Genomic DNA, 26,584 nt, shown 5'->3' on the forward strand with positions numbered 1-26,584 from the left:
AGCTCCGAAGGTTCCGGGGCTTGTCGAACGCGCTTACGCGGTCTGCTGTTCCTGGGTCTCTTCGGTGCGGGCGGCGAAGAAGGGCTTAAGGCGGCTGAGCGCGTCCTCGATCTCGGGCGTCGAGACGGCGAAGCTGAAGCGGATGAAGCGGTGGCCGTTGACCGGATCGAAGTCGACGCCCGGCGCCGTGGCCACGCCCGTCTCGCGCACCAGCTTCTCGCAGAAGGCCATGCTGTCGTTGGTCAGGTGGCCGATGTCAGCATAGATGTAGAAGGCGCCGTCCGGCGGGGCGATCGAGCGCAGGCCCATGGCGGGTAGCGCCTTCAGCATCAGCTCGCGATTGGCGCGATAGACGTCGATGTTGGCTTCCAGCTCTTCTTCGCAGTCCATGGCGGCCAGACCTGCGAACTGGCTGAGCGTCGGCGGCGTCAGGAACATGTTGCCCATGCGCGCGCGGGCCTGCTGGACCTCTTCTTCCGGCAGGATCAGCCAGCCGAGGCGCCAGCCCGCCATGCTCCAGTATTTGGAGAAGCTGTTGACGATCATGGCCTTGTCGTCGAACTGCAACATGCAGGGCGTGTCGTGGCCGTAGGTGATGCCGTGATAGATCTCGTCCGAGATGATGCTGATGTTGCGCTCGCGGCAGACCTCGACGATGGCCTTCAGCTCGTTCTCGGCGATGACGGTGCCGGTCGGGTTGGCCGGGCTGGCGATGATGACGCCCTTGGGCGCCGGGTCCAGTTCGCGCAGGGCCTTGGCCGTCAGTTGGAAGCGCACGTCGGGGCCGCAGTCGATCTCCTGCGGGACGATGTGCAGGGCCTTCATCGTGTTGCGATAGGCGACGTAGCCGGGGCGGGCGATGGCGACGCAGTCGCCGGGGGCGAAGCGCATGTTCAGCGCCACCACCAGAGCGGGCGAGGCGCCGGCCGTCATGATGACGCGCTCGGGATCTATGACGACGCCGTAGCGGTCTTTATACAGCTTGGCCACGCGGGCGCGCAGCAGGGGGCTTTCCCAATAGCCGCCGGCCTCGGCGTCGATCACGCGGTGCGCCTCGGCCAGGGCGGGCGCAGGGGCGCCGGTCGAGGGCTGGCCGAACTCCATGTGGATGACCGACTGGCCCTTAGCCTTCATCTCATGGGCGATGCGGCTGATGGCGATGGCGCGGAAGGGTTCGATTTCTACTGTCATGTCAAAGCGTCGGCCAATCTGAGGAAGCCCGCCACGTCGATGGTCTCGGCGCGGGCGTCGGGTTCGATTCCAGCGGCTTCGCACAGGGCGGCGCCGCCGAGTTGTTTCAGGCTGGAGCGCAGCATCTTGCGACGCTGGCCGAAGGCGGCCGCCGTAACCCGTTCCAGCCGCTTCAGGCGGTCGGGGGCGGGGCGCTCGGCCAAGGGTATCAGATGCACCACAGCCGAGGCCACCTTGGGCGGCGGGGTGAAGGCGGCGGCGGGCAGGTGCATGACGATGCGCGCCTCGGCCACGGCCTGACTGATGACGGCCAGGCGGCCATAGGCGTCCTCGCCGGGCTGGGCCACCACGCGCTCGGCGACCTCCTTCTGGAACATCAGGGTGAGGGCGCAAGGGCTCCACGGCCCCGTCAGCCATTTGATCAGCAGCGGCGTGCCGACGTTGTAAGGCAGGTTGGAGACGAGGTGCGCCGGTCCCTCGACCAAGTCGGCTTCCTTCACCTTCAGGGCGTCGGCCTCGACGATGGTCAGGCGGCCCGAGCCATCGTCCAGTTCGGACAGCAGGGGGATGAAGCGGGGATCCTTCTCGACCAGCACCACCTTGCCCGCATCGCTTTCCAGCAGGGCGCGGGTCAGGCCGCCGGGGCCAGGGCCGACCTCGATGACGGCGCGGCCGTCGAACGGCCCGGCGTAGCGGACGATTTTTCGCGTGACGTTCAGGTCCAGCAGGAAGTGCTGGCCGAAGCTCTTCTTGGCCGACAGGCCGTGGGCGTCGAGCGTTTCACGCAGGGAGGGCAGAGTCATTCGCCCTTCTCTCCTCGGGGGAGAAGGTGGGCGGCGGAGCCGCTCGGATGAGGGGGCTGGGTCCGCATCTGCGCCGCACGAAGGCGGATCGCGTCCAGCAGGACGTTAGGGTCGGACAGGAAGGCCTCATTGCCCGATCTCAGCACCATGAATCCCGCCTGCTCCAGTCTGGCGTCACGTTCAGCATCCCGGGCGTCATGAAGCTTATGAACGCCGCCGTCCAGCTCTACGATGAGTCGAATTTTCATGCAGGCGAAGTCACAGATCACGCCGCAGACTGGCGTCTGACGACGAAACTTGAGGTTATCGAAGCGGCGGTCGCGGACAAGGCGCCAAAATATTTCCTCGGCGTGGGTCAGGGTTCGGCGTTGCCGACGGGCGCGCCTTGTCCGGTCTGGCGTTTGCCACATGGTTGGCCGCCCCCTCATCCGTCAGGCTGCGCCTGCCACCTTCTCCCCCGAGGGGAGAAGGCTATCGGCTGGCGCGGGCGGACGCCATCTCCGAAGCCAGGCGGACGGCGGCGATGAAGCTGTCGGCGCGGGCGACGCCCTTGCCGGCGATGTCGAAGCCGGTGCCGTGATCGGGAGAGGTGCGGACGATGGGCAGGCCGAGGGTGGCGTTGACCCCGCCCCAGAAGTCCAAGGTCTTCACCGGGATAAGCGCCTGATCGTGATAGAGGCAGACCACGGCGTCGTAGCGCGCCCGCGCCTCTTCGTGGAACAGGGTGTCGGCGGGCAGGGGATCGGTGATGTTCAGTCCCTCGGCACGCAGAGCCTCAGCAGCCGGGCGCAGGACGGTCACCTCCTGCAGGCCGATGGCGCCGCCTTCGCCCGCGTGCGGGTTGAGGGCGGCCATCGCCAGACGCGGGGCGGCGATGCCGAAGTCGCGCTTCATCGATTCGTGGACGACGCGAGCGACGCGGGCGACGCGCTCGCCTGTCACCAGTTCAGGCAGTTGGTCGATCGGCACATGGATGGTGACGAGGCAGGCGCGCAGATCTTTCGCCGTCAGCATCATTACAGGGCCGCGCGTGCCGCTGAAGGGGATGTCGGCGGTCAGTTCGGCGATGAACTCGGTGTGGCCGGGAAAGCGGAAGCCGGAGGCGTACATGGGCGCCTTGGCGATGGGCGCCGTCACCAGACCGCAGCCTTCGCCCGACAGCACCAGATCGACGCCGCGCTCGATCCAGTCGGCCACGGCGACGGCGTTGGCGGGGTCGGGCTGGCCGGGCGTTACGGGCGCGGGCGCCGGATGGTGCAGAACAGGGATGGCGCGGCCGAAGACGGTCGAGGCGTCCGAGGGGCTGAGCACGGCCTCGACCGGCTGGCCCTGCGCTTTCATCGTCTGCGCGTCGCCGACTACGACGAAGGGCGTGATCGGGGCCAGCGGGCCGGGCGGCGACGACAGCACCGACCAGGCGCGGGCGATGATCTCCGGCCCGACCCCGGCGGGGTCGCCCATCGTGACGATGAGCGGCCGGAGCATCGTCATTGCTTGATTTCGATCAGGGCGTCTTCGCGCAGATCGCGCAGGTAGCGGCGGCCCAGCATGGCGTAGTTCTGGTTCTGCAGACGGCTTTCGACCTGTTGCGCAGAGGGGGCTTCGGGGCCGCCCAGGCGACGGTCGCAGACGGCCAGCAGATGGACGCCCAGCGGGGTGCGCACTGCGGTGCTGATGGAGCCGACCTCGGCCGAGCGGGCGACCTGCTGGAACTGCGGCAGCAGATCCGCGACGTCGCTTTCGCCCAGATCAGCGCCCAGCAGGCCGGTTTCGGAGCGGGCGCGGGTCAGGATGTTGTCGCACGTTAGTTGGCCGCGCAGGGCGTCCAGGCGCTGGGTGGCGGCGGCGACCTGGGCCTCGTCGGCGGTCTCGGGCAGTTCGATCATGACCTGCTTCATCTTGACCATGCTGGTCGAGACGCCCGAGCGCTTGTCGCGCATGTAAAGGATGTAGACCCCGCCATCGACGGGAATGGGGTTCGACAGCTGGCCGACCTCAAGGGTGTCCATGACCGATTCCAGGGCGGGCTGGGTCGTGCCTTGGACGATCCAGCCGGCGTCGCCGCCGCGCGCGGCCGAAGGGGCGGCCGAGAATTGGCGCGCCACGGCCATGAAGGGGGCGCCCTGGATCATCTGCTGCACCAGTTGGCGGGCGCCGCTCATGGCTTCCTGCATCCCGCCGACACGAGCCGCTTCGAGGTAGATTTCGCCGACCAGATACTGGGGCTTGGTGGCCGATTCCGTCAGTTGGCGCATGGCCTGATCGACCTGGCTCTTGCTGACGCGGGCGCGGTCGCGGAAGCGGCCGCCGACCAGTTCGCGCCAGCCCACCTCGGTGCGGATCTGTTCGCGGAAGGCGGGAAGGGCGATGCCGCCCTGCTGCAGGAAGGTGAGGAAGGATTCAGGACTGGCGCCCGCCTGACGCGCCATGTCGGCGATTTCGCGATCGACCTCGTCGTCAGTGATCCTCAACTGGTCGAACTTGGCGATTTCCTGCGCCTGAAGGTGCTGTTCGATAAGGTCGTTCAGCGCCTGCTGCTGGATCGCGGCGATGTTCTCTTCGGTCGGCTGCAACTGGGACATGGCCATGACGACCAGCATACGCTGGCGCAGGTCGAAGCCCGTGATGATGCGGTCGTTGACCGTGGCGATGATGCCGTCGGCCATGCGGAACTGGGGCGCGGCGGTCGCGCGCTGTGGCGCTTCTTCCGCCGCGGGATTCAGAGCGCCGGCTGCGGGCGCCGTCTGAGCAGGCGCTGTCTGAGCAGGCGCCGTCTGGGCCCACGAAGGCTCCACGGCCGTCACGACCATAAGGGCGGCCAGGGCGGCTCCCATAGAGTAACGCTTCAAACGCATCGTCAGTCCTGATTCCCTAAAGCGGTCCCGACCCGGTGAGCGATGCTGTCCGCACCGCCGCGCAAGGGGATACATCCCCGTAAGCCGCAATCCACGCCATGCCTACCGCATATTGCCGCGATCATAGCCTGAACCTCCAAAAGTGGCGAGGTTAAGACGGATATAGACGCCCTCGGCCGGGCCGGTGGGGCGCACGCGGGTGTTGTCGCGACGCCAGCCCAGCTCGATGCGGAAACAGTCGTCGTCAAACAACAGGCCGACCTCCGAGCGGGTGATGATGTCGCGTTCCAGATCGGCGATGCCGGTCACCGCCACGCCCCAGTTGCCATAGACGAACTGGTGACCCGACAGCTGGACGAATTCGTAGTTGCGGTTCTCGGGTCCGTCCAGCGGATTGGAGCGGTCGACGATGTAGCTGACGCTGGCCAGGTTGCGGCGGCCCCAGCGGCCGTCGACCGTCGCTTCGGCCCGGCGGATCTCGCCCTTGCCGTCGATGGTCGCGTGGAACCAGCCGCGCATCCGGTCCGACGGATTGAAAGTCCCCTGAACGACCCAGTCCGAGGTGCGGCTGGCCAGTCCCGACGGGTCGTAGAGGCGGCTCGGATCATCCGGGATCGGCGTCAGATATTCGTCCTGGTCGTCGGCGCGCATGCTGCGGCCGATGAACAGGCTGGCCGAACGCACCTCGTCCCAGCGCAGGGTGGCGCGGGCGCCTGCCGTGAAGCGCAGGCCGCCCTCCAGCAGGTCGTAGCCGGGGAAGCGGTCCATGCGGAACAGGGACAGGTGGTCCAGCTCGGTGATCTGGCTGTCTTCGTTCGGGATGCGCGGGTCCAGGTCGGCCTTGTTGGAAATCGACAGCTGGGCCATCGGCTCAAGGATCAGGTCGGACGAGGCGCTGAGGGGGCGGTACAGCGGATAGCTGACGTCGATGCCAGCGCTGGTGCGGGCGCGCGTGTAGGTCTCGTTCTCGACGCCGAGGGCAGGCGGCAGATCATCGACCGAATAGACGTCGGCGCGCAGGTCCACGAAGGGCTCCCACCGCACGCCGATGGGCGAGGTCAGCACCCGGCGCCACTCGGCCTGGCCGGTGATGCGGCGGCTGTCGACGCCGGGCAGGCCGTCGGTCGGCCCGCCGGGAATCAGTTCGGGCGCCAGGGTCGGGAAGCCGACATAGGCGTCGCGCGTCAGCGCCACGGCCGAGCCGCGCAGGCGCAGGCGACCGCCCAGCACAGGGCCTTCAGGCTCCCAGCGCGCTTCGATCAGCGGCGCGACCAGCGGCAGGGTGTTGTCGTCTTCAAAGACGTTCAGGGCCGGGGTGATCGGGTTGAACTCGGCCACCCGCAGGCTCTGCAGGGTGAAGGCCGCGACCGACAGATAGGACCGCTCGGTCTGGCGCTCGGCGTAGATCTGGCTGATCAGGCGGCGGCTGTCGCCGTAGTAGAGGCCGTTGTCCTGATAGGCGTCGCGGATGTCATAGCGGTCGAACAGGGTCTTGTCCGAGACACGTTCGGCCGTGAAGCCCCAGCGCCACGGGCCGTCGGGATCGAACTTGCCGTGGGCCAGCAGATAGCTGCGGGTCGTCTTGTCGCCGAAACGGACGTTGCTTTCCGCCTGGCCGTCGCCGTCCAGATCAAAGTCGCCGAAGCTGCGGCCGTAGGTGGCGCCGCCGCGCGCGACGATCATCCCGTCGGTGAATCGCTTGCGCCACTGCAGGTTCAGCAGCGGGGCGACCTTGGTGTTGAACTGGGGGCTGACCAGCACGTCTTCAGAGGGCGAGATGACATGCAGATAGGGAATCTCCAGCGAGACCCCGCGTCCCGCCTGATAATCCCCCCACGGCACCAGGAAGCCTGACGCCCGGTCCACGGTCGGGTCGGGATGAGAGAAGGCGGGCAGGTAGAAGATCGGAACCCCGCCCAGCCGGAACACTACGTCGCGATACAGAATCGCGCGCAACTCTTCGTTCTGGACGGCCCTGGAGGCCTGGATGGAGACGCTGGGCGTCTTGGCCGCGCCGTCCACGGTGCAGATCGGGCAGGGGGTGAAGATGACGTTGTTCAGCTCGCTGACAGTCTCGGAGCGACGAACGGCGGTGGCGGCCATCAGGCTGGAGCCGTTGGACAGCCGAGTGGCCAGGTCGACGGCGACGCCCGCCTTGAGGTCGGAATCCAGTTCGATCCGCTGGGCGTGGACGACCGAACCGTCCGGCGCCGTCAGTTCGGCGTCGCCTGAAGCCGTGGCGACCTGGTTCTGGAGGTCATAGGTGAGGTCCTGAGCGCGCAGGCTGTGGTCCTGAAAGCGCGCCATGACCCGATCCTCGGCCGAGCCGTGGGCCGAGATGACGTCGCCCTGACGCTGAGCGGAATCGGCGTCCACGAAAACGGCGTCGGGCGTCAGGCCGTCGGCGCCGGGCGCGGCCTCGGTTGTGGTTTGGGGCGCGGGCTGCGCGGGAGCCTGAACCGGGACGGGCGCCGTCTGGGCCTGTGCGGCCGAGGCGAAGGCCAGGGATGAGAGGGGCGCGCCTATGACCAACGCCGCGCCGGTCAACAGCCGAAGGCGCAGGGCTCCCATACGGGGGAGGCGGCGATGGGTCATGCGGTGTCCACTCATTACCGGCCGGGCGGAAACCGCCCGATTAGCCGTCTTCGGTATAGATCAGCAAGGTAAAGGCGGCGAGAGCCGTCAATATGGGCGGCAGCCAGGCGGCGATGACCGGGGGCACCACTTCGGCCGAGCCCATGGCCGAGGAGAACTGGTTCAGGAAGAAGAAGGCGAAGCCCAGCACCACGGCCGCCACCGTCATCCGCGCCAGATCGCCCAGACGCATCAGCCGCAGGGAGAAGGCCGCAGCAAGGATCGACATGGCGCCGAAGACCAGCGGCGTGGCCAGCAACTGCTGCAACCGCAGGCGATAGGCAGTGGAGGCGAAGCCGGCGTCCTCGATGCGGCGAATCTGATTGGGCAGGGACCAGAAGGGCGTGGACTGCGGCCGGGCGAAGCGCTGGAACGCTTCCTTGTCGGCCAGGTTGGAGGGCAGGTCCAGGGTGGCGTAGCGGACCGCCCGCTGGCCTGTCTGCGCGCCGGAGGCGTCGGTCAGGCGCCAGCGCCCGGCGTTCAGGGTGGCCGTGGCCGCATCAACCCGTTCGGTGAAGACGCGATGGCCGCCCGAGGTCGTGGTGTAGATGAAGAAGGTCGCGTCCAGCAGGCGGCCGGTGGCCTGTTCCTGCCGTCCGCCGCGAATGATCATCTGGCGGTTCTCGTCGCCTTCCCGCAGCCAGACGGATTCGCGTGAATCGCCTCCGGGCGTCGAGCCGGAGATGCGGCCGCGCTCACGCTGCCAGACGCCGTCGCCCGCTGCGGCCATAGGGCCCAGAACGGTGACGGTCAGCGCGCCCAGCAGCACGGCGGCGCCCGCCGCGGGCAGGACGAAGCGCCAGGCCGACACGCCCGCCGCCCGCATGGCGATCAGTTCGCTGCGCCGGTTCAGGCTGACGAAGGCGCCCAGGGTGCCGAAGAGGAAGACGAAGGGCAGGAGCTGGAGGATGACCGAGGGCGATTTCATCAGCACCAGGCCGAAGATCCGCGCGCTGGACAGCTCGCCAGAAGAGTTCAGCCCGCGCGACACCTCGACAAAGTCGATCAGCATGACCAGGGCGGCGATCACGGCCAAGGCCACGCCCAGCGACTTCATCTGCTGGATCAGCACATAGCGTTCGATGCGGCCGAGACGAAGCTTCATGCGGTCCTCGCCTTCACGCGGGCCAGCGGCGACAAGGCGCGGCGACGGCGCGGTTTGAGCGCGCGGAACAGGATGCGCAGGGCCAGGGCCGTGGCGGCCAACGGCACGACGTATTGCAGGATGTTCAGGGCGCCGTTCCAGGCGCTGGCCGCGACCAGGCCGTAGCCGATGACGCGCAGGATCAGGAAGGCGCCCGCCGCCTTGGCGATGCGGCCGGTGTAGCCTGTCCGGCTGAAGGCGCCGCCCAGAATGGCCGCCAGCGCAAAGGCCATCGCCGCCAGGGCGTAGAAGGGCGAGGCCAGGCGCGAATGGCCCTCGGCCGCCAGCTCGCCGCGCGTTCCGGCGGTCTCAAGCAGGGCGGGCGTCGGGTCGAACAGGTCAGTCAGCCACAGATCCGACGGCTTGAAGCGGATGCGCTCGCTTGTCTGGGCGTAAGGCGACAGATCGAACACCTGCTGGTCGAACGACAGCTGGTTCAGCACCTCGCGCGAGGAATAGCGCTGCATCGACCCGTTCTGCATGGTCAGGACCGGCAGGCCGTCGACGCGGCCGAAACGAGCGGTTTCGGCGTCCCAGGTGGTGACCGTCTTGCCGTTGTCCAGATAGACGAAGAGGTTCTTCATCAGACCGTTCTGCTCGATCTGCTGGACGTAGACGGTCAGGCCGTCAGGCCCCTGGACGAACCGACCTTCCTCGACCAGCAGGGCGGCGAGGTCGGTGCGGATGGCGAAGGCCTGACGACGGCCCTCGCGCTGGGCCCAGGGCTGGACGAAGACGTTCACCAGCAGGGCGATGACGGTGACGATCAGGGCGATTTGCAGGGCGGGCCGGATCAGCGCCCAGCGGCTGACCCCGGCGGCGTAGGCGGCGGTCAGCTCCTGCTCGCGCTGCAGGCGGGTCAGGGCGATCAGGGCGCCGACGAAAAGGCCGATGGGCAGGATGACGGCGATCAACTGCGGCAGGGCCAGCAGAGTCAGCTTGACCATCACCCATACGCTTTGTCCGCGCTCGACGATGACTTCCAGCTGATCCAGGCTCTGGCTCAGCAGGCCGATACCGGCCAGCGCCGCGACCGCCGCCACGACGGGCAGGCCGATCTGGCGGAAAAGATACCTCTGGATCAGGGTCATAAGGCCGGAAAGGTCGTATAATCGGCTGCGAACGTGTTGCAGCCCAGGGCGATGCGAGCCATGTAATACACATCCGGCCGCCCCGACGAAACCGTCGCCGCGACCATGGCAAATTCAAGCGTGATCGGGACAGGTTTTTCCGGTCTGGAGTCAGTTTCATGAAAATCGAATTCGTCGCTTCGACCGGCGCCGCAGAAATTCTCGCCGTGCTGGTGAATGAAGGACGAGCCCTCGCCGGCGCCGGTGCGGCGCTGGATCAGGCGTCTTCGGGCGCTTTGACCAAGGCGATGAAGAACAGCCGCTTCAACGGCGCGTCCAACAGCAGCCTGAACGTGGCGGCCCCGGCCGGGATCGACGCGAACGCCGTGCTGCTGGTCGGTGCGGGCGCGGCGGACAAGCAGGATGATCTGGCGGTCGAAACCGCCGCCGCCGCCGCCTATCAGGCGACCAAGCTGTCGGGCGCCGAAGTCCTGACCATCGAGGCGTCGCACCTGTCGCCGGAACTGGCCGCCCGCGCCGGTTTCGCCGTTCGCCTGGCCGCCTATCGCTTCGCCAAATACTTGACCAAGCAGAAGGCCGACAAGATTCCGTCGGTGACGACGGTGCGTGTCGTGACGTCTGACGTCGCCGCCGCCGAGGCCGCCTTCGGCCCGCTGTCGGCCGTGGCCGACGCCGTGCTGTTCTCGCGCGATCTGGTGTCGGAACCCGCCAACATCCTGTACCCGGCCGAGTTCGCGCGCCGCGTGAAGGAACTGGAAGCTCTGGGCGCCAAGGTCGAGATCCTGGGCGAGGCCGAGATGGAGAAGCTGGGCATGGGCTCGCTGCTTGGCGTCGGCCAGGGCTCGGTGCGTGAAAGCCAGCTGGCCGTCATCCAGTGGAACGGCGGCAAGGACGGCGAGGCCCCCATCGCCTTCGTCGGCAAGGGCGTCTGCTTCGACACCGGCGGCATCAGCCTGAAGCCAGCCGACGGCATGGAAGAGATGAAGTGGGACATGGGCGGCGCCGCCGCCGTGGCCGGCCTGATGCACGCCCTGGCGGGTCGCAAGGCCAAGGTGAACGTCGTCGGCGTTCTGGGCTTGGTCGAGAACATGCCGGACGGAAACGCCCAGCGTCCGGGCGACGTGGTCACCTCCATGTCGGGCCAGACCATCGAAGTGCTGAACACCGACGCCGAGGGCCGCCTCGTTCTGGCCGACGCTCTCTGGTACACGCAGGACCGCTTCAAGCCGAAGTTCATGATCGACCTGGCTACCCTGACGGGCGCCATCATCATCTCGCTGGGCCTGGAATATGCGGGCGTCTTCACCAACAGCGACGAACTGGCCGCCAACATCGCCGACGCTGGTCCGAAGGTGGGCGAGAAGTCGTGGCGTATGCCGATCCCGGCCGAATACGATCGCCACATCGACAGCCCGATCGCCGATGTGAAGAACATGGGCAACGGCCGCGCCGGCGGCTCGATCACCGCCGCCCTGTTCCTGCAGCGCTTCACCAACGGCACGCCGTGGGCGCACATCGACATCGCCTCGACCGCCTGGGTCAAGGACTCCAAGAACCCGACCGTGCCGGACGGCGCCGTGGGTTATGGCGTGCGTCTGCTCGACCGCATGGTCGCGGATCACTACGAAGGCTGATCCCGTTTCAGGAAGGCAGGGCCGGGTGTCTGACGCCAAGCCGGAAATCTGGTTCTACCACCTGGAGCGGTCGACGCTGGACCAGGTGTTGCCGACCCTGCTGGAGCGCACGCTTCAGCGGGGCTGGCGCGCCCTTATCCGGGGCGCGACCTCGCATCGGCTCGACGATATCGACGAGCTGTTATGGACCTATCGCGACGACAGCTTCCTGCCTCACGGACGTGCCGACGGCGATCACGCCGCGCGCCAGCCTGTGCTTCTGTCCGAATCGGGCGAGAACCTGAATGGCGCTCAGGCGCTGTTCATCGTCGATGATTCAGAGCTTGGGGCCACGCAGGAGTTCGCACGTTGCTTCATCATCTTCGACGGTCGGGACGAGCAGGCGCTGAACCATGCGCGCGGGCGCTGGCGGACGCTGAAGGCGGACGGCGCCGACCTGGCCTATTGGAAACAGTCGGACGAAGGGCGTTGGGAAAAGGCGGCCTGATCGCCGTTGGGAGCGCCCTGGCTGTCGCGGCCTGCGCTGCGCCGCCGCCCGCCCGAACGACGGCCTATCCCGCCTATCCGGCCTCGACGCCTGCCGCCCCGGTGTCGCCGACCGAACGGCCCTATCTGTCCGAACCGGGCGTGCGCAACGTTTCGGGCGCTGCCATGTGCAAGGCCGATGAGTTTCAGTGGCTGATCGGGAAACCTCGCACTGAGATCCCCGTTCCGGTGGATGTGGTGAACCGTCGGGTCGCCTGTACGACCTGCCCGATCACCGAGGACTATTCGCCCTATCGGCTCAATATTTTCTACAACCAGCGCACGGGCCTGATCGAACAGGTCCGCTGCGGATGATCATGAGGGACGACGTTATGAAGTCATTTGTGACGCTGAGCGCCGCCGCAGGGTTTCTGGCGCTGGCGGCCTGTGCGCCGACGCAAGGGGGCGGGGCGACGACCGCGCCGGGCGGCGAGGCGACGCCGGTGGCCTGCAAGGCCAGCGACTATCAGGAGTACGTCGGCCGCAATCGCTCGACAATCCCGGCCGAAGCGCCGCGCGGGCGTATTTTCCGTGTCCTGTGCAGCAGTTGCGCGGCGACGATGGACTATCGCGAGAACCGCGTGACCTTCACCTATGACGACAAGACCAATGTCGTGACCCGCGTCAGCTGCGGGTAGGGTTCCTGGAATATCCGCTCATCCCGGGCGACCGCCGGGGTGAGCGGGAACCGGGCGGGGGACCTATCGCTCCAGTCCGTAGAGGGCGTCGGCGATGTCCTCGACCTTCTGGCGCACGACGGTTTCGGCGTCTCGCAGGCCGCGGTTGTAGAACAGGCGGCCGATGTCCCGGCCGATGAACTCGACCAGCATCTCGGCGGGCAGGCGGCCGACCTCGACCTCCAGCTCGTCGCGCAGATAGGTTTTCAGGCGGGCGGCCGCCTCCTGCATTTCGTCCTTGGTCAGCAGGGGCGGCGGGACCTTGCTCATCAAGACACCTCGGCCAGGGCTTCCTCGGCGGCGATCCAGTCAGCTTCGGCCTGATCCAGATCGGTCTGGGTCTTGGCGCGTGAGCGGGTCAGGCCTTCCAGCTTCTTCGGATCGTTGACGGCGGCGTTGGCCAGATCGTCGTCCAGACGCGCCAGGTCGGCGGTCAGTTGCGCCATCCGGTCCTCGGCCTTCTTCACGGCGTGACGCAGTGTCGAGGGCGAGGGGCCTTTCTTCTTCTCGGCCTTGGGCGCGGCGACGGGGGCGGGCGCCTCGGCGGCGACCTCCTCATGCTTGACCTGGCTGGGCTTCATGCCCGCCTGTTTGGCGCGGTCGAGAACGAACTTCTGATAGTCGTCCATGTCGCCGTCGAACGGCTTCACCGAGCCGTCGGCGGCCAGCCACAGGCGGTCGGCCACCAGCTCCATCAGCGAGCGGTCGTGGGTGATCAGGATGACCGCGCCGGTATACTCGTTCAGCGCGTCCAGCAGGGCGCGGCGGCTGTCGATGTCCAGGTGGTTGGTCGGTTCATCCAGGATCAGGATGTGCGGCGCGTCCATCGCCACCAGATTCAGCAGCAGGCGCGCGCGCTCGCCGCCGGACAGGGCGCCGACGGTGGTCTCCTGCTTCTCGAACGGCAGGCCGAACTGGGCCAGACGGCTGCGGCGGCTGCTCTCCGAGGCGTCCGGCATGGCGCGGCGGATGATCTCCAGCGGCGTATCGGTCGGGTCCATCGCCTCGATCTGGTGCTGGTGGAACCAGCCCACGCGCATCTTGCCGTCGCGATGGAACTCGCCCGTCTCGATGGTCAGGGCCTTGGCGATCAGCTTGGCGAAGGTCGACTTGCCCGCCCCGTTGACGCCCAGCAGGCCGATGCGGTCGTCCAGATCCATCCGCAGATTCAGGTTCTTCAGGATCGGCTTGCCCGGCTCATAGCCGACGTTGGCCTTCTCCAGCCGGATCAGCGGCGGGGGCAGGGGGCGTTCCGGCGAGGGCAGGGTGAAGGGGGCGACGCGCTCTTCAGGCGGCAGTTCGATGCGCTGCATCTTCTCCAGTCGCTTGACGCGCGACTGGGCCTGGGTGGCCTTGGACGCCTTGGCCTTGAAGCGGTCGATGAACTTCTGCAGGTGGGCGCGCTCGGCGTCCTGCTTGGCCTGGGTCGACGCCATCAGGCGCAGCTTTTCGGCCCGCGTCTTTTCGAAGGTGTCGTAGTTGCCGGTGTAGAGGTCCAGCTTGCGGTTGGACAGTTGCAGGATGTGGGTGCAGACGCCGTTCAGCAGTTCGCGGTCGTGGCTGATGATCAGGGCGGTGTGTGGATAGCGCTTCAGCCGCTGCTCCAGCCACAGGGCGCCTTCCAGGTCGAGGTAGTTGGTCGGTTCGTCCAGCAGCAGCATGTCCGGCTCGGCGAACAGGGCGGCGGCCAGGGCGACGCGCATCCGCCACCCGCCCGAGAACTCGGCCATCGGGCGCAGGATGTCGTCATGGCTGAAACCGAGACCGGCCAGGATTTCCGAGGCGCGGGCGGGGGCGCTGTCGGCGTCGATCTCGATCAGACGGCCCCAGATTTCGCCCATTTCCTCGGGCTCGGCGGTTTCCAGCCGGGTCAGCAGGTCGTGGCGCTCGACGTCGGCCTCAAGGATGGTGTCCAGCACGCTGACGGGCGTTGCGGGGTGTTCCTGATCGACCGAGCCGATGCGGGCGGTCTTGGGCAGGGAGATTTCGTCGCCGTTGGCGGCCAGCTCGCCCAGGATCAGCTTGAACAGGGTCGATTTGCCGATGCCGTTGCGGCCGACGAGCCCGACCTTGGAGCCTGGGGGGAGGCTGACGGAGGCGTCGTCCAGGAACTCGCGGCCCCAGGCGTTGTAGGTCAGGTTTTTGATCTGCAGCATGGGAACCGGAAAGAAAAAGGCTTACGCGCGGGGATATTGGAAAGATGTGCGGCGCTCGCTATAAGCCGCCGACCCTCAAACTCCCAAACAAGAAGTCACTCCCATGACCGAACGCACGTTCTCGATCATCAAGCCGGACGCCACCCGCCGCAACCTGACGGGCGCCATCAACGCCGTGATCGAAGGCGCCGGCCTGCGCATCGTCGGCCAGCGCCGCGTCAAGCTGACCGAAGCCCAAGCCAAGAAATTCTACGAAGTGCACGCCGAGCGTCCCTTCTACGGCGAACTGGTGTCGCAAATGATCGCCGAGCCGGTCGTCGTGCAGGTGCTGGAAGGCGATAACGCTGTCGCCAAGTACCGCGAAGTCATGGGCGCCACCAACCCGAACGACGCCGCCGAAGGCACCATCCGCAAGCTGTTCGCCCTGTCGATCGGCGAGAACTCGGTCCACGGTTCGGACTCGCTGGACAACGCCAAGATCGAGATCGAGCAGTTCTTCACGGACGCCGACATCGTCGGCTAAGGGGCTTTTCTGAGGGGCCGCGATCGTCGACCCTTCGGGAAGCTTTTTGTAAGCCGCGGTCAAAAGGCTCAGCCTTTTCGACCCGACGCGGCTTGTGACAATTCGGCCTGCTCCCGGAACCGGGGGCGGGCCGTTTCGTTTTTACGGTCACGCCGTCCCTCTCGAAGAAGAACAAGGATGACCGCCATGAAGACGATGCTGAAGCTTGCCCCGGTGCTGGGCCTGACGGCCCTGCTGGCCGCGTGCGGCACCACCACGGAACAACGCGCCGCCACGGGCGCCCTGGGCGGCGCGGTCGCCGGTCAGGCGATCGGCGGCAATACCGGCGCGACGGTCGCCGGCGCGGCCATCGGCGCCATCGGCGGCGCCGCCACCACGCCGAAAAAGCCGCACGAGTAAGGCTTTCGCCGCGCGATAAGAATAAGGGCGTCGGCCGCGAAGCCGACGCCCTTTCCTTTTGTCCGTCGCCGGACGCGCCGCTTACCAGATGCGGGCGCGCTTCTCAGGGGCGATGTATTCCGCCTGATCCGGGGTGACGCCGAAGGCGGCGTACCAGGCGTCGATGTTGCGCGGCGGGGTGGCGGCGCGGGCCATGCCGGGCGAGTGCGGGTCGGTGGTCAGCTGCTCTTTCAGAGCCTCTTCGCGCGACTTCTCGCGCCACACCTGAGCCCAGCCCAGGAAGACGCGCTGTTCGCCGGTCAGGCCGTCGATCACCGGGGCCGGTTGACCGTTCAGGCTGCGCTTATAGGCGTCCAGCGCCATCAGCAGGCCGCCCAGATCGGCGATGTTCTCGCCCATCGTCAGGTCGCCGTTGATGTGCATCCCCGGCACCGGCTCTTCGGCGGCGTAGATGGCACCGAGCGTCTTGGCGCGCTCTTCGAAGCGGGCGGCGTCCTCAGGCGTCCACCAGTCGCGCAGCACGCCGTTGGCGTCGGTCTTGCGGCCCTGATCATCGAAGCCATGGGTGATCTCGTGGCCGATCACCGCGCCGATGCCGCCGTAGTTGACCGCCGGATCGGCGTTCGGGTCGAAGAAGGGCGCCTGCAGAATGGCGGCGGGGAAGACGATCTCGTTGCGCGGCGGGTTGTAGTAGGCGTTCACCGTCTGGGGCGTCATGCCCCACTCCAGCGGATCGACCGGCTGGCCGATCTTGCCGCGGTTCCAGGCCCAGTCGAAGGCGGCGGCGCGCTCGACGTTGCCGTAGAGGTCGTCGGCCTTCAGCTCCAGACCATCATAGTCGCGCCACTTCTCAGGATAGCCGATCTTCACGCCGAACTTGGACATCTTCAGCAGGGCCTGCTCGCGCGTGGCCTCGCTCATCCAGTCCAGGGCCTTCAGGCGCTCGGTCATGGCGGCGCTGAGGTTGGCGACCAGCGTCTCCATCTGCGTCTTGGACGAAGCCGGGAAGTGCAGGCGGACATATTCCTGGCCCAGCACCTCGCCCAGCTGGCCGTCGACCAGAACCACGCCGCGATTCCAGCGCGGACGGTTTTCGGGTTGGCCGCGCAGGGTCTTGCCGCGGAACTCGAAGCGCGAGTCGACGAAGGCGTCGGACAGATAGGGGCTGGCCTGATCGACAGTCTGGAAGGCCTGCCAGGCTTTCAGCGTCTCGATCGGGGCATCAGCGAACACCTGGGCGATGCCGGGGATGGCGGTGTTCTCCATCAGCACTAGGGTTGGGACGTTCTCGACCTTGGAGGCCTGCAGGAAGGCGGCCCAGTCGAAGCCCGGTGCGAAGGTCGCCAGTTGCGCGGCCGGGGTCGGGTTGTAGATCTTGTCGATCTGACGACGCTCGACCGTGGTCCAGTGCTTCTCGGCCACCTTGGTCTCGAAGGCCAGGATGTCGGCGGCGGCCTCAGCCGGATTATCCCAGCCGGCAGCGGTCAGGGCGCGCGTGACATAGGCGACATAGGCTTCGCGCTGCGAGGCGAAGTCGGGCTTCAGATAATAGTCGCGGTCCGGCAGGCCTAGCCCGCCCTGACCCAGATAGGCCGAGTTGATGTTCGGGTCCTGCAGGTCCTCGAACACCGCCAGGCCGAACAGCGAGCCGCCGAATCCTTCATGGCTGGCGCCCATCAGGCGGGCCATGTCGCTATGGTTCGTCACGGCGCGGATGGCGGCCAGGTCGGCGGCCAGGGGCTGGGCGCCCAGTTGGTTGACGCGGGCCTCGTCCATGAAGCTGGCGTACAGGGCGCCGACTTTCTGGGCGTTGGCGTTGGTCGGATTGGCGGCGCTGGCCTCGATGATGGCGCGCAGCTGGGCCTGTGAATTCTCATACAGGACGTCGAACGGACCGAAGCGGGCCTTGTCGGACGGAATCTCGGTGTTCTTCAGATAGACGCCGTTGGCGTAGGCGTTGAAGTCGTCGCCCGGCTTCACCGTCAGGTCGCGGCCGTCCAGGTCGAAGCCCCAGGGCTTGATCTCGGGCGCGGTGGAGGCCGCCGCCGAGGCGTGGGCGTGCTGGGCCAAGGTCGGTTGAGCCGTGAAGGCGAGGGCGAGGGCCATGGCGGCGGCGCCCATCAGGCGGGTTTTCATCATCGGGTCTTTCCCAGTGGTGCAGACGTGCGCGATTGCGCCGTCAGGGCGGCGCATTCATGCTTGACGGCAAACTGCGCCCGCCTGCGACCGGCTGTCGCATTAAAAATCGTTAAGGTTTCGGAGCGTTCAGAAAATTCATCAGAATTCGGGGATAAAGCTGATGTTCCGCCGCCTTGACGCGCTCGGAGAGAATTTCAGCCGTGTCGCCGGGCAGAATGGGCACGCGCGCCTGGCCCAGAACGGGGCCCTCATCGACGCCTTCGGTGACGATATGAACGGTGCAGCCCGCCTCATGGTCCCCCGCTTCTATGGCGCGGGCGTGGGTGTTCAGGCCGGGATAGAGCGGCAGCAGCGACGGGTGGATGTTCAGCATCCGACCCGCCCAACCGCGCACCAGCCACGGCGTCAGCAGGCGCATGTAACCGGCCAGCGCCACGGCCTCGACGCCATGTTCGCGAAGGAGGGCGTCCACGGCGCGTTCGTGCGCCTCTCTATCCTTGCCGAAGGAGGCGTGTTCGACAGCGACGGCCTCGACCCCCAGCGCACGCGCCTTGTCCAGACCGGCGGCGTCCACGATGTTGGAGACCACCAGCACGACTTCATATGGCGCATCCGGCGCCTGTCCTGCCTCGATCAGGCTGACCATGTTCGAGCCGGTCCCGGAGATCAGGACGGCGACACGGGTTTTGGCGACGGACATGGGCGGCTCACGCGTGGAAGATGGCGTGACTGCCATGCGGCCCCGGAGGCGACTTAGCAAGAGGGACGGCAGGGTCGAGGGGAAGGGCGCAGCGCCGCCGAACCATTGTCGTTGAACTGACGCAAACTCCGTTGCTTCTTCGGAAACGGCGGCGTTAGCGTCCATGCGCCGGGGAGTCCGGCATCCAAGGGGGAGTATCCTATATGCGTCGTCTGTTGACCGCCGCCTGCGCCGCGGCCCTATTGGCCGCGCCGGCCGTTTCCATGGCTCAGGAAGCCGCGTCCAGCGGCGGCTCGGGGCCGGTCCGCTCGGCCTCTGATCGCCTGCGCAACGTCACCGCCGAACAGATCGAAAAGAACTGGGCGCGCGCCACCGCCGATGAATCGGAAGTGACCACCAGCCACTCGATCAACGCCCACGGCCGCACCCTGCGCTACAAGGCGACGGCGGGCACGCTGACGGTGCGTAACGATGCAGGCATGCCGACGGCCAGCCTGTTCTATGTGGCCTATACGCTGGACGGCCAGCCGGTCGGTCGCCGTCCGATCACCTATATGTTCAACGGCGGGCCGGGTTCGCCGACGGTGTGGCTGCACATGGGCGCCTTCGGCCCGATGCGGGTCCAGACCGATGAGCCGGTGGTGGAGCGCCCTGCGCCGTTCAACCTGGCGCCCAACGACATGACCCTGCTGGACAAGACCGACCTGGTCTTCATCGACATGGTCGGCGCCGGTTATTCGCGTCCGCTGGGCGAGACGCCGGGTTCGGCCTTCTGGGGCGTGGATCAGGATGCGGACACCTTCGCCCGCGCCATCATGCGCTACACGACCAAATTCGACCGCTGGTCCAGCCCGAAATACGTTCTGGGCGAAAGCTACGGCACCCTGCGCGCCGGCGCCCTGGTGCACCAGCTGGAAGATCGCGGCATGTCCCTGAATGGCGTGGTCCTGCTGTCGTCGATCATGAACTACGGCGTGCGCCAGCCGGGCTATCCGCAGAACTTCGTCACCCTGCTGCCGACCTATGCGGCGACGGCCTGGTATCACAACAAGATCCCGAACAAGCCCAGCCTGGAAGAACACGTCCAGCGCGCCCGCGAATTCGCCATCGGCCCCTATGCGGCGGCCCTGTCGAAGGGACACCTGATCTCGGACGCCGAGCGCGCCCAGATCGCCCAGCAGATGAGCGCCCTGATCGGCATCTCGCCGACGGTGCTGGATCAGGCCAACCTGCGCCTTGAGCTCAGCCCCTTCCGCAAGGAACTGCTGCGCGACCGTCGCCAGACCATCGGCCGTCTGGACATGCGCTATACCGGCATCGACGCCAACGCCGTCGGCGCCTCGCCCGAAGAAGACCCGTCGAGCAGCGCCATCACCGGCGCCTATTTCGGCATCTTCCGCGACTATATCGCCACGACGCTGAACTATCGGACCGATGTGGATTACCGCCAGTCGGCGCGCGGCCTGCCGGGCTTCAACTGGGACTGGAACCACCGTCCGCCGGTCGGCGGCCCGCAGACCACGCCGAACACGGCCGTCGACCTGGCCACCGCCATCCGCCGCAATCCGCACATGAAGGTGCTGGCGCTGAACGGCTATTACGACGCCGCCACGCCGTTCTTCGGCACGGAGTATGATCTGGCTCAGATGATGCTGGAGCCGCACCTGCGCCGGAACCTGGAGTTCACCTACTATGAAGGCGGCCACATGATGTACACGGCTCGCCCGGCGCTGGAGCAACTGCACGTCGACCTGTCGAAATTCTACGACGAGACGGTCAACGGCGGCCTGCGCTGATCCCGGCGACAGCCTGAAATGAAGAAGGCCCCGGTCAGTGCGACCGGGGCCCAATGAGAACCGCAAGCGCGGCGTCCTGAGCCAAAGCACTGGATCCCGGCGTCCGCCGGGATGAGCGGAGATGAAGGGGATCAGACCACAAAAAAGCCCCCGGCCGCGTTGGCCGGGGGCTTTTGTCTTGTCGGAATGGGGTGGCTTTACGCCGCCTGGAGCTGCCCGCAGACAAACGCCGTCTCGCCTGCGTTCAGCAGGGCGGCCAGAACCGGCTCGACGTTCTCGGGCGCGACGATCAGGATGAAGCCCACGCCGCAGTTGAAGGTGCGGCGCATCTCGTGGTCCGAAATCCCGCCCGTCTCGGCCAGCCATTGGAAGACGTCGGGCATGGGCCAGGCGTCCCAGTCGAAACTGGCCTCAAGGCCCTCGGCGATGCAGCGCGGCGGGTTTTCGATCAGACCGCCGCCCGTGATGTGGGCCGCGCCCTTGATCAGGTCGGCCTTCATCAGCGGCAGGACCGGCTTCACATAGATGCGGGTCGGCTCCATCAGGGCCTGGGCCAGCGACTGGTCCTTGGCGAAGGGAGCGTCGTCGCCCCAGGCCAGGCCGGACTTCTCGACCACCTTGCGGATCAGGGAATAGCCGTTCGAGTGCGGACCCGAGGAGGCCAGGCCGATAATGATGTCGCCCGGCTTCTGTTGGTCCAGATAGGGCAGGACCTTGCCGCGCTCGACGGCGCCGACCGAGAAACCGGCAAGATCATAGTCGCCGCCCGAATACATGCCCGGCATCTCGGCCGTCTCGCCGCCGACCAGGGCGCTGCCCGACTGGCGGCAGCCCTCGGCGATGCCGGCGACGACGCGGCGCGCGGCGTCCACGTCCAGCTTGCCCGTGGCGTAATAGTCCAGGAACATCAGCGGCTCGGCGCCCTGAGCCAGCAGGTCGTTGACGCACATGGCGACCAGGTCGACGCCCACGCCGTCGTGACGGCTGGTCTCGATGGCGATCTTCAGCTTGGTGCCGACGCCGTCGGTGGTGGTGACGATCAGCGGATCTTCAAAACCGGCGGCCTTCAGGTCGAACAGGGCGCCGAAACCGCCCAGCGAGGCCTCGGCGCCGGGGCGGCGCGTGGACTTCGCCAACGGCTTGATGGCGTCGACCAGCTGTTCTCCGGCGTCGATATCGACGCCCGCATCGGCGTAGGTCAGGCCGTTCTTTAGGGCCTCGGGGGTGTCGCTCATCGGTCACGGCTCGAAATCGGGGGCGAAAATTTGTCGCGGCGCTCTTGCCACGACGGCGTCGCGCGGGGCTATAGCATCGGAATGACGCCAATCACCACCAATGACGCGCTGATCGCCTTTTGCGAGCGTTTGGCCAAGGCCCCGTTCATCACCGTTGATACGGAATTCATGCGGGAAACCACCTACTGGCCCAAGCTGTGCCTGATTCAGGCTGCGGCTTCGCCCACGGACGCCGCCATCATCGATCCGATGGCGGAAGGGCTGGATCTGGAGCCCTTCCTCGACATCCTGCGGGACGAATCGATTCTGAAGGTTTTTCACGCCGCCCGGCAGGACGTTGAGATCTTCAACAAGCTGGGCGCCATGCCGCGTCCGCTGTTCGACACCCAGGTCGCCGCCATGGCCGCCGGCTTCGGCGATCAGGTCAGCTATGAGGCCCTGGTCCGCCAGATGCTGCGTCAGGAGCTGGACAAGGGCAGCCGCTTCACCGACTGGGCGCGCCGCCCGCTGTCGGAGGCGCAGCTGACCTATGCGCTGGGCGACGTGACGCACCTGTCGGCCCTGTATCCCAAACTGCGCGACCGGCTGCAGAAGGAAGGCCGTCTGGACTGGGTCATGTCGGAAATGGGCGCGGTCACGGACCCGGCGCTGTACGACACCTCGCCCGAGAACGCCTGGAAGCGGCTGAAGCCCAAGAAGTTCAACGCCAAATACCTGGCCGGTTTCGTCGCCACGGCCGTCTGGCGCGAGCGCGCGGCGCAGGAGCGCGATCAGCCGCGCGGCCGCATCCTGAAGGACGAGGCCATCGACGAGATTGCCGTCCAGACGCCGACCGACCCGGACGCCTTCAACCGCCTGCGTTCGGTGCCCAAGGGCTTCGGCGGCTCGCGTCTGGGGCTGGAGCTGGCGGCCGAACTGAAGCGCGTCCTGGCCGACCCGGAAGCCCATGCGCCCAAGCTGGAACGCCCGGCCAACAACCAGCCCGCGCCGCCCTCGGTGGTTGAACTGCTGAAGGTGCTGCTGAAGGCCAAGAGCGACAATGCGGGCGTGGCCGCCAAGCTGATCGCCACGGTCTCGGACCTCGAAAAGATCGCCTTGAACGACAATGCGGACATCGAGGCCATGAAGGGCTGGCGCCGCGAACTGTTCGGAGAAGACGCGCTGAAGCTGAAGAAGGGCGAGATCGCCCTGGTGCTGAACGGCGCCCGCGTCGAAGTAGTCGAGATCGAGGGCTGATCCACCCTCTCCCGGCGGGAGAGGGCTTTATATCTTCAGCGCCAGATCCATCGCTTCGGCCAGCGCCTTGGCCCGCCGTTTCGTCTGTTCGCCCAGCAGCATGTCGGCGTAGCCGTTGGCGGCGGTGACGCGCAGGGCGCCTTTCTCCACCGTGGCCGTGGCGTTGGCCAGCAGCTGCGGCGAGCGGCCCGACAGGTCGCAGGCCAGCCGCATGGCCAGCCCCAGGGCTCGCGCGCGTTTCTGCCCCTTTTCCGACAGTAGGCGGTCGACTGTTTCCGGCGCGGGCGTGCGCGCCTCGCCGCCATAGCGGGCGTTCATCGCCACGGCCATGAAGGCGCGCTCGGCGTGGGTCTGGCCGGGAATGGGCGACCACAGGACCTGATCGAACACCAGGCTGACGCGGTGGTCGGGGTGCAGGCGCGCGCCCAGGTCCGCCAGGCGGCAGACCGATGAGGTCAGCAGGGCGTCGCGTTCCTCGCCGAACACTTCGGGCAGGGCGGAGATCACGGATTGCAGCCAACCGTCGAGTGCGCGGGGCAGGGCGGGGTCCACGCCCTGGCGACCGCCCCATGCCGAACACCCGGCCAGCAGGGGATCGACCGCCCGCATGGCGGGGTCCATGCCGTGGTAAAGCAGTCCTTCGCGCACGCCCCAGGCTGAGAAGCAGACGGACGACAGCCGCAGCCGGTCAATCAGTCCCTCCAGCACCAGGGCGGCGTAGGGCAGGGTCTCGGCGCGGCGTTTGGACAGGCCGGGCAGCTTCTCGAGCGAGGCGCGGGACTGGCGCGCGACCAGCCGGGCCATGTCTCGGGCGTCGGCGGCGCTCATGGCGTATTGGTGGACGATGCGGATCGGATGCTCGACCATCGCCATATGCATCTGGGCCAAGCTGCGCCAGGCGCCGCCGACGGCGTAGAGCGTCGGCGTGGCGTAATGGTCCTCGATCGGCTCCAGCCGCTTGGCGATGCGGCCGCGCAGGCGGTCGGCGTCGAAGCCTCTGTCGTCCAGCAGGGCGAAGGGACCCAGCGGCAGGGTCACGCCCTTGCCGCGCGGACCATCCCCGATCCGTGTCAGCTCCAGACTGGCGCCGCCCATGTCGGCGGCCACGCCGCGCGCGCCGGGATCGCCCGCCAGAACGCCAAGCGCCGAATATTTCGCCTCCTCCTCGCCGCTGAGGACGCGGATGCGAAGCCCCGTCTCGGCGGCCACGCGCTCGCAGAATTCAGGGCCGTCTTCGGCCTGACGGACGGCGGCGGTGGCGGCGACCAGCACCTGATCGGGCTGGACGCCCTCGATCACGGCGGCGAAGCGGCGCAGCGCCGTCATGGCCATGACTACGCCCGGCTCGGACAGGCGCCGGGTGGCGGCCAGATCGCGGCCCAGACCGGCCAGCACCTTCTCGTTGAACATGGTCCAGACCGCGCGGCCCTCCAGCCGGTACAGCACAAGGCGCACCGAGTTGGAGCCGATGTCGATGACGGCGATCTGTTTAGATTCGTATTCGCGCTCGGGGCTCATGAGCGGCGCTTCCGCACCTTGAGACCCGGATAGGACAGGGCGCCGGGCAGGGTCTTCACCTTGCGGCCGCGCCCCGACAGGCTGGGGTTGGTCATGAAGTATTTGTGCGCTGAGAAGGGTCGTTCGGACCCGCTGGGGATCAGCCGTCGATAGGAGCCGTCGGGCTCCAGCACCCAGCTCTGGGCGTCGTCTTTCAGATTGGCGACCATGATCTGATCCAGCACCTGATCGTGGACGGTGGCGTTCAGGATCGGCGTCATCACCTCGACCCGGCGGTCCAGATTGCGCGGCATCCAGTCGGCCGAGGAGATATAGAGCCGCGCCCGGTTGCTGGGCAGGTCGTGGCCGTTGGCGAAAGCGACGATGCGGCTGTGCTCCAGGAAGCGGCCGACGATCGACTTGACCCGGATGTTTTCCGACAGGCCCGTCACGCCGGGGCGCAGGCAGCAGATGCCCCGGATGACCAGTTCGATGCGAACGCCCTGCTGGCTGGCGCGATAGAGGGCGTCGATGATCTCAGGGTCGACCAGGGCGTTCATCTTGGCCCAGATGGCGGCGGGCTTGCCCTTGGCGGCGGCCGACATCTCCTTGCTGATCATTTCGATCAGGCTGGTTTTCATGTTCAGCGGCGAGACGACCAGGGCCTCCAACTCGTCCGGCGCCGCATAGCCGGTGATGTAGTTGAACACCCGCGTGGCGTCGCGGCCCAGCGCCGGATCGCAGGTGAACAGGCTCAGGTCCGTGTAGATCTTGGCCGTGACCGGGTGATAGTTGCCGGTGCCGAAGTGGCAGTAGGTGCGCAGGGATTCGCCCTCGCGCCGCACGACTACGCTCATCTTGGCGTGGGTCTTGTACTCCACGAAGCCGAAGACGACGTGGACGCCCGCCCGCTCCATCTGGCGCGCCCAGCGCAGGTTGGCTTCCTCGTCAAAACGCGCCTTCAGCTCGACCAGGGCGGTGACGTTCTTGCCGTTCTCGGCCGCCTCGATCAGGGCGGCGACGATGGGGCTGTCCTTGGAGGTGCGGTAAAGCGTCTGCTTGATGGCGATGACGTGCGGGTCGCGCGCCGCCTGACGCAGGAACTGGACCACCACGTCGAAGCTCTCGAACGGGTGGTGGATCAGCATGTCCTTTTCGCGCACGGCCGCGAAGATGTCTCCGCCGTTGTCACGCACCCGCTCGGGGTAGCGCGGCTCATAGCCCTTGAACTTCAGGTCGGGATGGCCGCTGGGGATCAATTCGGACAGTTGGGCCAGTCCCAGCATGCCGTCGACCAGCACCACGTCCTGCGGCTGGGCATGAAGCTGGGCGATGATGAAGTCGCGCAGGTCGTCGGGCATGTCCGCCTGAATCTTGATGCGGACGACCGAACCCATGCGGCGCTGCTTCAGCGCCTCCTCGAATTCCATGACCAGGTCTTCGGCTTCTTCCTCGATCTCGATATCGGAATCGCGGATCAGGCGGAACAGGCCCTTTTCCAGGATCTCGCAGCCCGGAAACATGTGGTCGATGAACAGCAGCAGCAGGTTTTCCAGCGAGACGTAGCGCGTCCGCCCCGGCGTCGAACGCCCGTCCGTCGCCAGCGCCCAGAAGCGCCGCACCTGCGTCGGCACCGGCACCAGGGCGTAGAGGACGCGGTTGTCGCTGTTGCGCCTCAGCTTCAGCGCCAGCGAGAAGCCCAGGTTGGGCAGGAAGGGGAAGGGGTGCGCCGGGTCGATGGCCATCGGCGTCAAGACGGCGAACAGCTGGTTCAGGAACTCGGGCTCCAGACGCTCGCGCTCGGTCTTGGTGATGCGGGCGCGTTCGACGATTTCGATCCCGGCGGCCGCCATCTCCTTGCGCAGGACGCGCCACTGGCGCTGTTGTTCGGCCATCAGGCCGCCTGCTGCGGCATTGACCTGCTCCAGCTGCTCGGCGGGGGTCAGGCCGTCGGGCGAGACGACGCGGATGCGCTCGCGGAACTGCCCCTTCAGGCCCGCCACGCGGGTCATGAAGAACTCGTCCAGGTTGTTGGCCGAGATGGACAGGAAGCGCACTCGCTCCAGCAGGGGGTGGCCCTCGTTCGCGGCCTCTTCCAGCACGCGGCCGTTGAACGCCAGCCACGACAGCTCGCGGTTGATGAACCGCTCGGGCGAGGCCATCAGCGCCTCGGACAGCTCCAGCTGCGGTGCGCGCGAGGAGGGGACTTCCTCGCCGGTGGTGTCGACGGCGATGGGCGCGATATCGGTCATGATTCCGTTGTCGCGCGCGCCCGTGACGGCTGCAACCGCGATTGTGTCGCGGCGGGCGGGACTTTGGAACGCCACGTATAATTCCGCTCATCCCGGC

Annotated in this window: 23 protein-coding genes; 8 read left to right on the top strand and 15 right to left on the bottom strand. The window is 67.1% G+C overall.

What is annotated here, in order from left to right:
* Window positions 1-33: 33 nt before the first annotated feature.
* The 8 genes from RSD66_RS07525 to RSD66_RS07560 all read right to left on the bottom strand — a co-directional run bounded on the left by RSD66_RS07525 (window position 34) and on the right by RSD66_RS07560 (window position 9,718).
* On the bottom strand, window positions 34-1,191 hold the full coding sequence (locus RSD66_RS07525; protein ID WP_415289512.1) for a pyridoxal phosphate-dependent aminotransferase: 1,158 nt from the start codon (window positions 1,189-1,191) through the stop codon (window positions 34-36).
* A complete protein-coding gene (rsmA, locus tag RSD66_RS07530) occupies window positions 1,188-1,994 on the bottom strand; it encodes a 16S rRNA (adenine(1518)-N(6)/adenine(1519)-N(6))-dimethyltransferase RsmA (protein ID WP_253108192.1) in 807 nt (268 codons plus the stop codon). The genes RSD66_RS07525 and rsmA overlap by 4 nt, the downstream gene beginning before the upstream one ends.
* Window positions 1,991-2,422, bottom strand: coding sequence for a DUF559 domain-containing protein (locus RSD66_RS07535; protein WP_415289513.1), 432 nt, complete (start codon window positions 2,420-2,422; stop codon window positions 1,991-1,993). The genes rsmA and RSD66_RS07535 overlap by 4 nt, the downstream gene beginning before the upstream one ends.
* A gap of 43 nt (window positions 2,423-2,465) precedes the next feature.
* Window positions 2,466-3,485 (bottom strand): 4-hydroxythreonine-4-phosphate dehydrogenase PdxA, encoded by a 1,020-nt coding sequence (gene pdxA / locus RSD66_RS07540; RefSeq protein WP_415289514.1) that lies wholly within the window; start codon window positions 3,483-3,485, stop codon window positions 2,466-2,468.
* A complete protein-coding gene (locus RSD66_RS07545) occupies window positions 3,482-4,849 on the bottom strand; it encodes a peptidylprolyl isomerase (protein ID WP_199683605.1) in 1,368 nt (455 codons plus the stop codon). Before RSD66_RS07545 ends, pdxA begins: the two co-directional genes overlap by 4 nt.
* Window positions 4,850-4,951: 102 nt before the next feature.
* On the bottom strand, window positions 4,952-7,444 hold the full coding sequence (locus RSD66_RS07550; protein WP_415289515.1) for an LPS-assembly protein LptD: 2,493 nt from the start codon (window positions 7,442-7,444) through the stop codon (window positions 4,952-4,954).
* A gap of 40 nt (window positions 7,445-7,484) precedes the next feature.
* A complete protein-coding gene (lptG, locus tag RSD66_RS07555; RefSeq protein WP_119411808.1) occupies window positions 7,485-8,588 on the bottom strand; it encodes an LPS export ABC transporter permease LptG in 1,104 nt (367 codons plus the stop codon).
* On the bottom strand, window positions 8,585-9,718 hold the full coding sequence (locus RSD66_RS07560) for an LptF/LptG family permease (RefSeq protein ID WP_415289516.1): 1,134 nt from the start codon (window positions 9,716-9,718) through the stop codon (window positions 8,585-8,587). The genes lptG and RSD66_RS07560 overlap by 4 nt, the downstream gene beginning before the upstream one ends.
* Before the next feature lie 158 nt (window positions 9,719-9,876).
* Here RSD66_RS07560 and RSD66_RS07565 point away from each other — a divergent pair, with 158 nt between their 5' ends.
* Genes RSD66_RS07565 through RSD66_RS07580 form a run of 4 tightly spaced genes read left to right on the top strand, consistent with a single transcriptional unit; the run spans window position 9,877 to window position 12,515 of the window.
* On the top strand, window positions 9,877-11,352 hold the full coding sequence (locus tag RSD66_RS07565) for a leucyl aminopeptidase (RefSeq protein WP_415289517.1): 1,476 nt from the start codon (window positions 9,877-9,879) through the stop codon (window positions 11,350-11,352).
* A 25-nt stretch (window positions 11,353-11,377) separates the two neighbouring features.
* Window positions 11,378-11,839 (top strand): DNA polymerase III subunit chi, encoded by a 462-nt coding sequence (locus RSD66_RS07570; protein WP_119411811.1) that lies wholly within the window; start codon window positions 11,378-11,380, stop codon window positions 11,837-11,839.
* Window positions 11,821-12,192, top strand: a complete 372-nt coding sequence (locus tag RSD66_RS07575; protein WP_415289518.1) for a hypothetical protein — start codon at window positions 11,821-11,823, stop codon at window positions 12,190-12,192. Before RSD66_RS07570 ends, RSD66_RS07575 begins: the two co-directional genes overlap by 19 nt.
* 17 nt (window positions 12,193-12,209) lie before the next feature.
* On the top strand, window positions 12,210-12,515 hold the full coding sequence (locus RSD66_RS07580; RefSeq protein ID WP_415289519.1) for a hemolysin: 306 nt from the start codon (window positions 12,210-12,212) through the stop codon (window positions 12,513-12,515).
* A gap of 63 nt (window positions 12,516-12,578) precedes the next feature.
* Here RSD66_RS07580 and RSD66_RS07585 read toward each other — a convergent pair whose 3' ends face one another.
* Window positions 12,579-12,824 (bottom strand): DUF2164 family protein, encoded by a 246-nt coding sequence (locus RSD66_RS07585; protein ID WP_415289520.1) that lies wholly within the window; start codon window positions 12,822-12,824, stop codon window positions 12,579-12,581.
* Window positions 12,824-14,710 carry an ABC-F family ATP-binding cassette domain-containing protein gene (locus RSD66_RS07590; RefSeq protein ID WP_415289521.1) on the bottom strand — a complete coding sequence of 629 codons (1,887 nt, stop codon included), beginning with the start codon at window positions 14,708-14,710 and terminating at the stop codon, window positions 12,824-12,826. Before RSD66_RS07590 ends, RSD66_RS07585 begins: the two co-directional genes overlap by 1 nt.
* A gap of 103 nt (window positions 14,711-14,813) precedes the next feature.
* Between RSD66_RS07590 and ndk the strand changes: the two genes are divergently transcribed.
* Entirely contained in the window at window positions 14,814-15,233 is a 420-nt protein-coding gene (gene ndk, locus RSD66_RS07595; RefSeq protein WP_024353012.1) for a nucleoside-diphosphate kinase, read from the top strand.
* A 186-nt stretch (window positions 15,234-15,419) separates the two neighbouring features.
* Entirely contained in the window at window positions 15,420-15,632 is a 213-nt protein-coding gene (locus RSD66_RS07600; protein ID WP_024353011.1) for a hypothetical protein, read from the top strand.
* Between the two features lie 81 nt (window positions 15,633-15,713).
* Here RSD66_RS07600 and RSD66_RS07605 read toward each other — a convergent pair whose 3' ends face one another.
* Both RSD66_RS07605 and purN read right to left on the bottom strand, forming a co-directional pair.
* Window positions 15,714-17,771, bottom strand: a complete 2,058-nt coding sequence (locus RSD66_RS07605) for a M13 family metallopeptidase (RefSeq protein ID WP_415289522.1) — start codon at window positions 17,769-17,771, stop codon at window positions 15,714-15,716.
* Window positions 17,772-17,880: 109 nt separating this feature from the next.
* Window positions 17,881-18,471, bottom strand: coding sequence for a phosphoribosylglycinamide formyltransferase (purN, locus tag RSD66_RS07610; protein WP_415289523.1), 591 nt, complete (start codon window positions 18,469-18,471; stop codon window positions 17,881-17,883).
* Window positions 18,472-18,674: 203 nt separating this feature from the next.
* Here purN and RSD66_RS07615 point away from each other — a divergent pair, with 203 nt between their 5' ends.
* A complete protein-coding gene (locus RSD66_RS07615; protein WP_415289524.1) occupies window positions 18,675-20,267 on the top strand; it encodes a S10 family peptidase in 1,593 nt (530 codons plus the stop codon).
* A 197-nt stretch (window positions 20,268-20,464) separates the two neighbouring features.
* Here the strand turns inward: RSD66_RS07615 and purM are convergent, their stop codons facing one another.
* Window positions 20,465-21,502 (bottom strand): phosphoribosylformylglycinamidine cyclo-ligase, encoded by a 1,038-nt coding sequence (gene purM / locus RSD66_RS07620; RefSeq protein WP_024353007.1) that lies wholly within the window; start codon window positions 21,500-21,502, stop codon window positions 20,465-20,467.
* An 81-nt stretch (window positions 21,503-21,583) separates the two neighbouring features.
* Here purM and rnd point away from each other — a divergent pair, with 81 nt between their 5' ends.
* Window positions 21,584-22,738 (top strand): ribonuclease D, encoded by a 1,155-nt coding sequence (gene rnd / locus RSD66_RS07625; RefSeq protein ID WP_024353006.1) that lies wholly within the window; start codon window positions 21,584-21,586, stop codon window positions 22,736-22,738.
* A 27-nt stretch (window positions 22,739-22,765) separates the two neighbouring features.
* On the opposite strand, the gene RSD66_RS07630 is transcribed toward rnd, so the two are convergent.
* Window positions 22,766-24,256, bottom strand: coding sequence for a Ppx/GppA family phosphatase (locus RSD66_RS07630; protein ID WP_415289525.1), 1,491 nt, complete (start codon window positions 24,254-24,256; stop codon window positions 22,766-22,768).
* Window positions 24,253-26,487: an RNA degradosome polyphosphate kinase gene (locus RSD66_RS07635; protein ID WP_119411819.1), complete on the bottom strand. Its 2,235-nt coding sequence runs from the start codon at window positions 26,485-26,487 to the stop codon at window positions 24,253-24,255. Before RSD66_RS07635 ends, RSD66_RS07630 begins: the two co-directional genes overlap by 4 nt.
* Window positions 26,488-26,584 lie beyond the last annotated feature (97 nt).

This window comes from Brevundimonas sp. S1H14 (genome assembly GCF_047716865.1).
Lineage (GTDB): Bacteria > Pseudomonadota > Alphaproteobacteria > Caulobacterales > Caulobacteraceae > Brevundimonas > Brevundimonas naejangsanensis.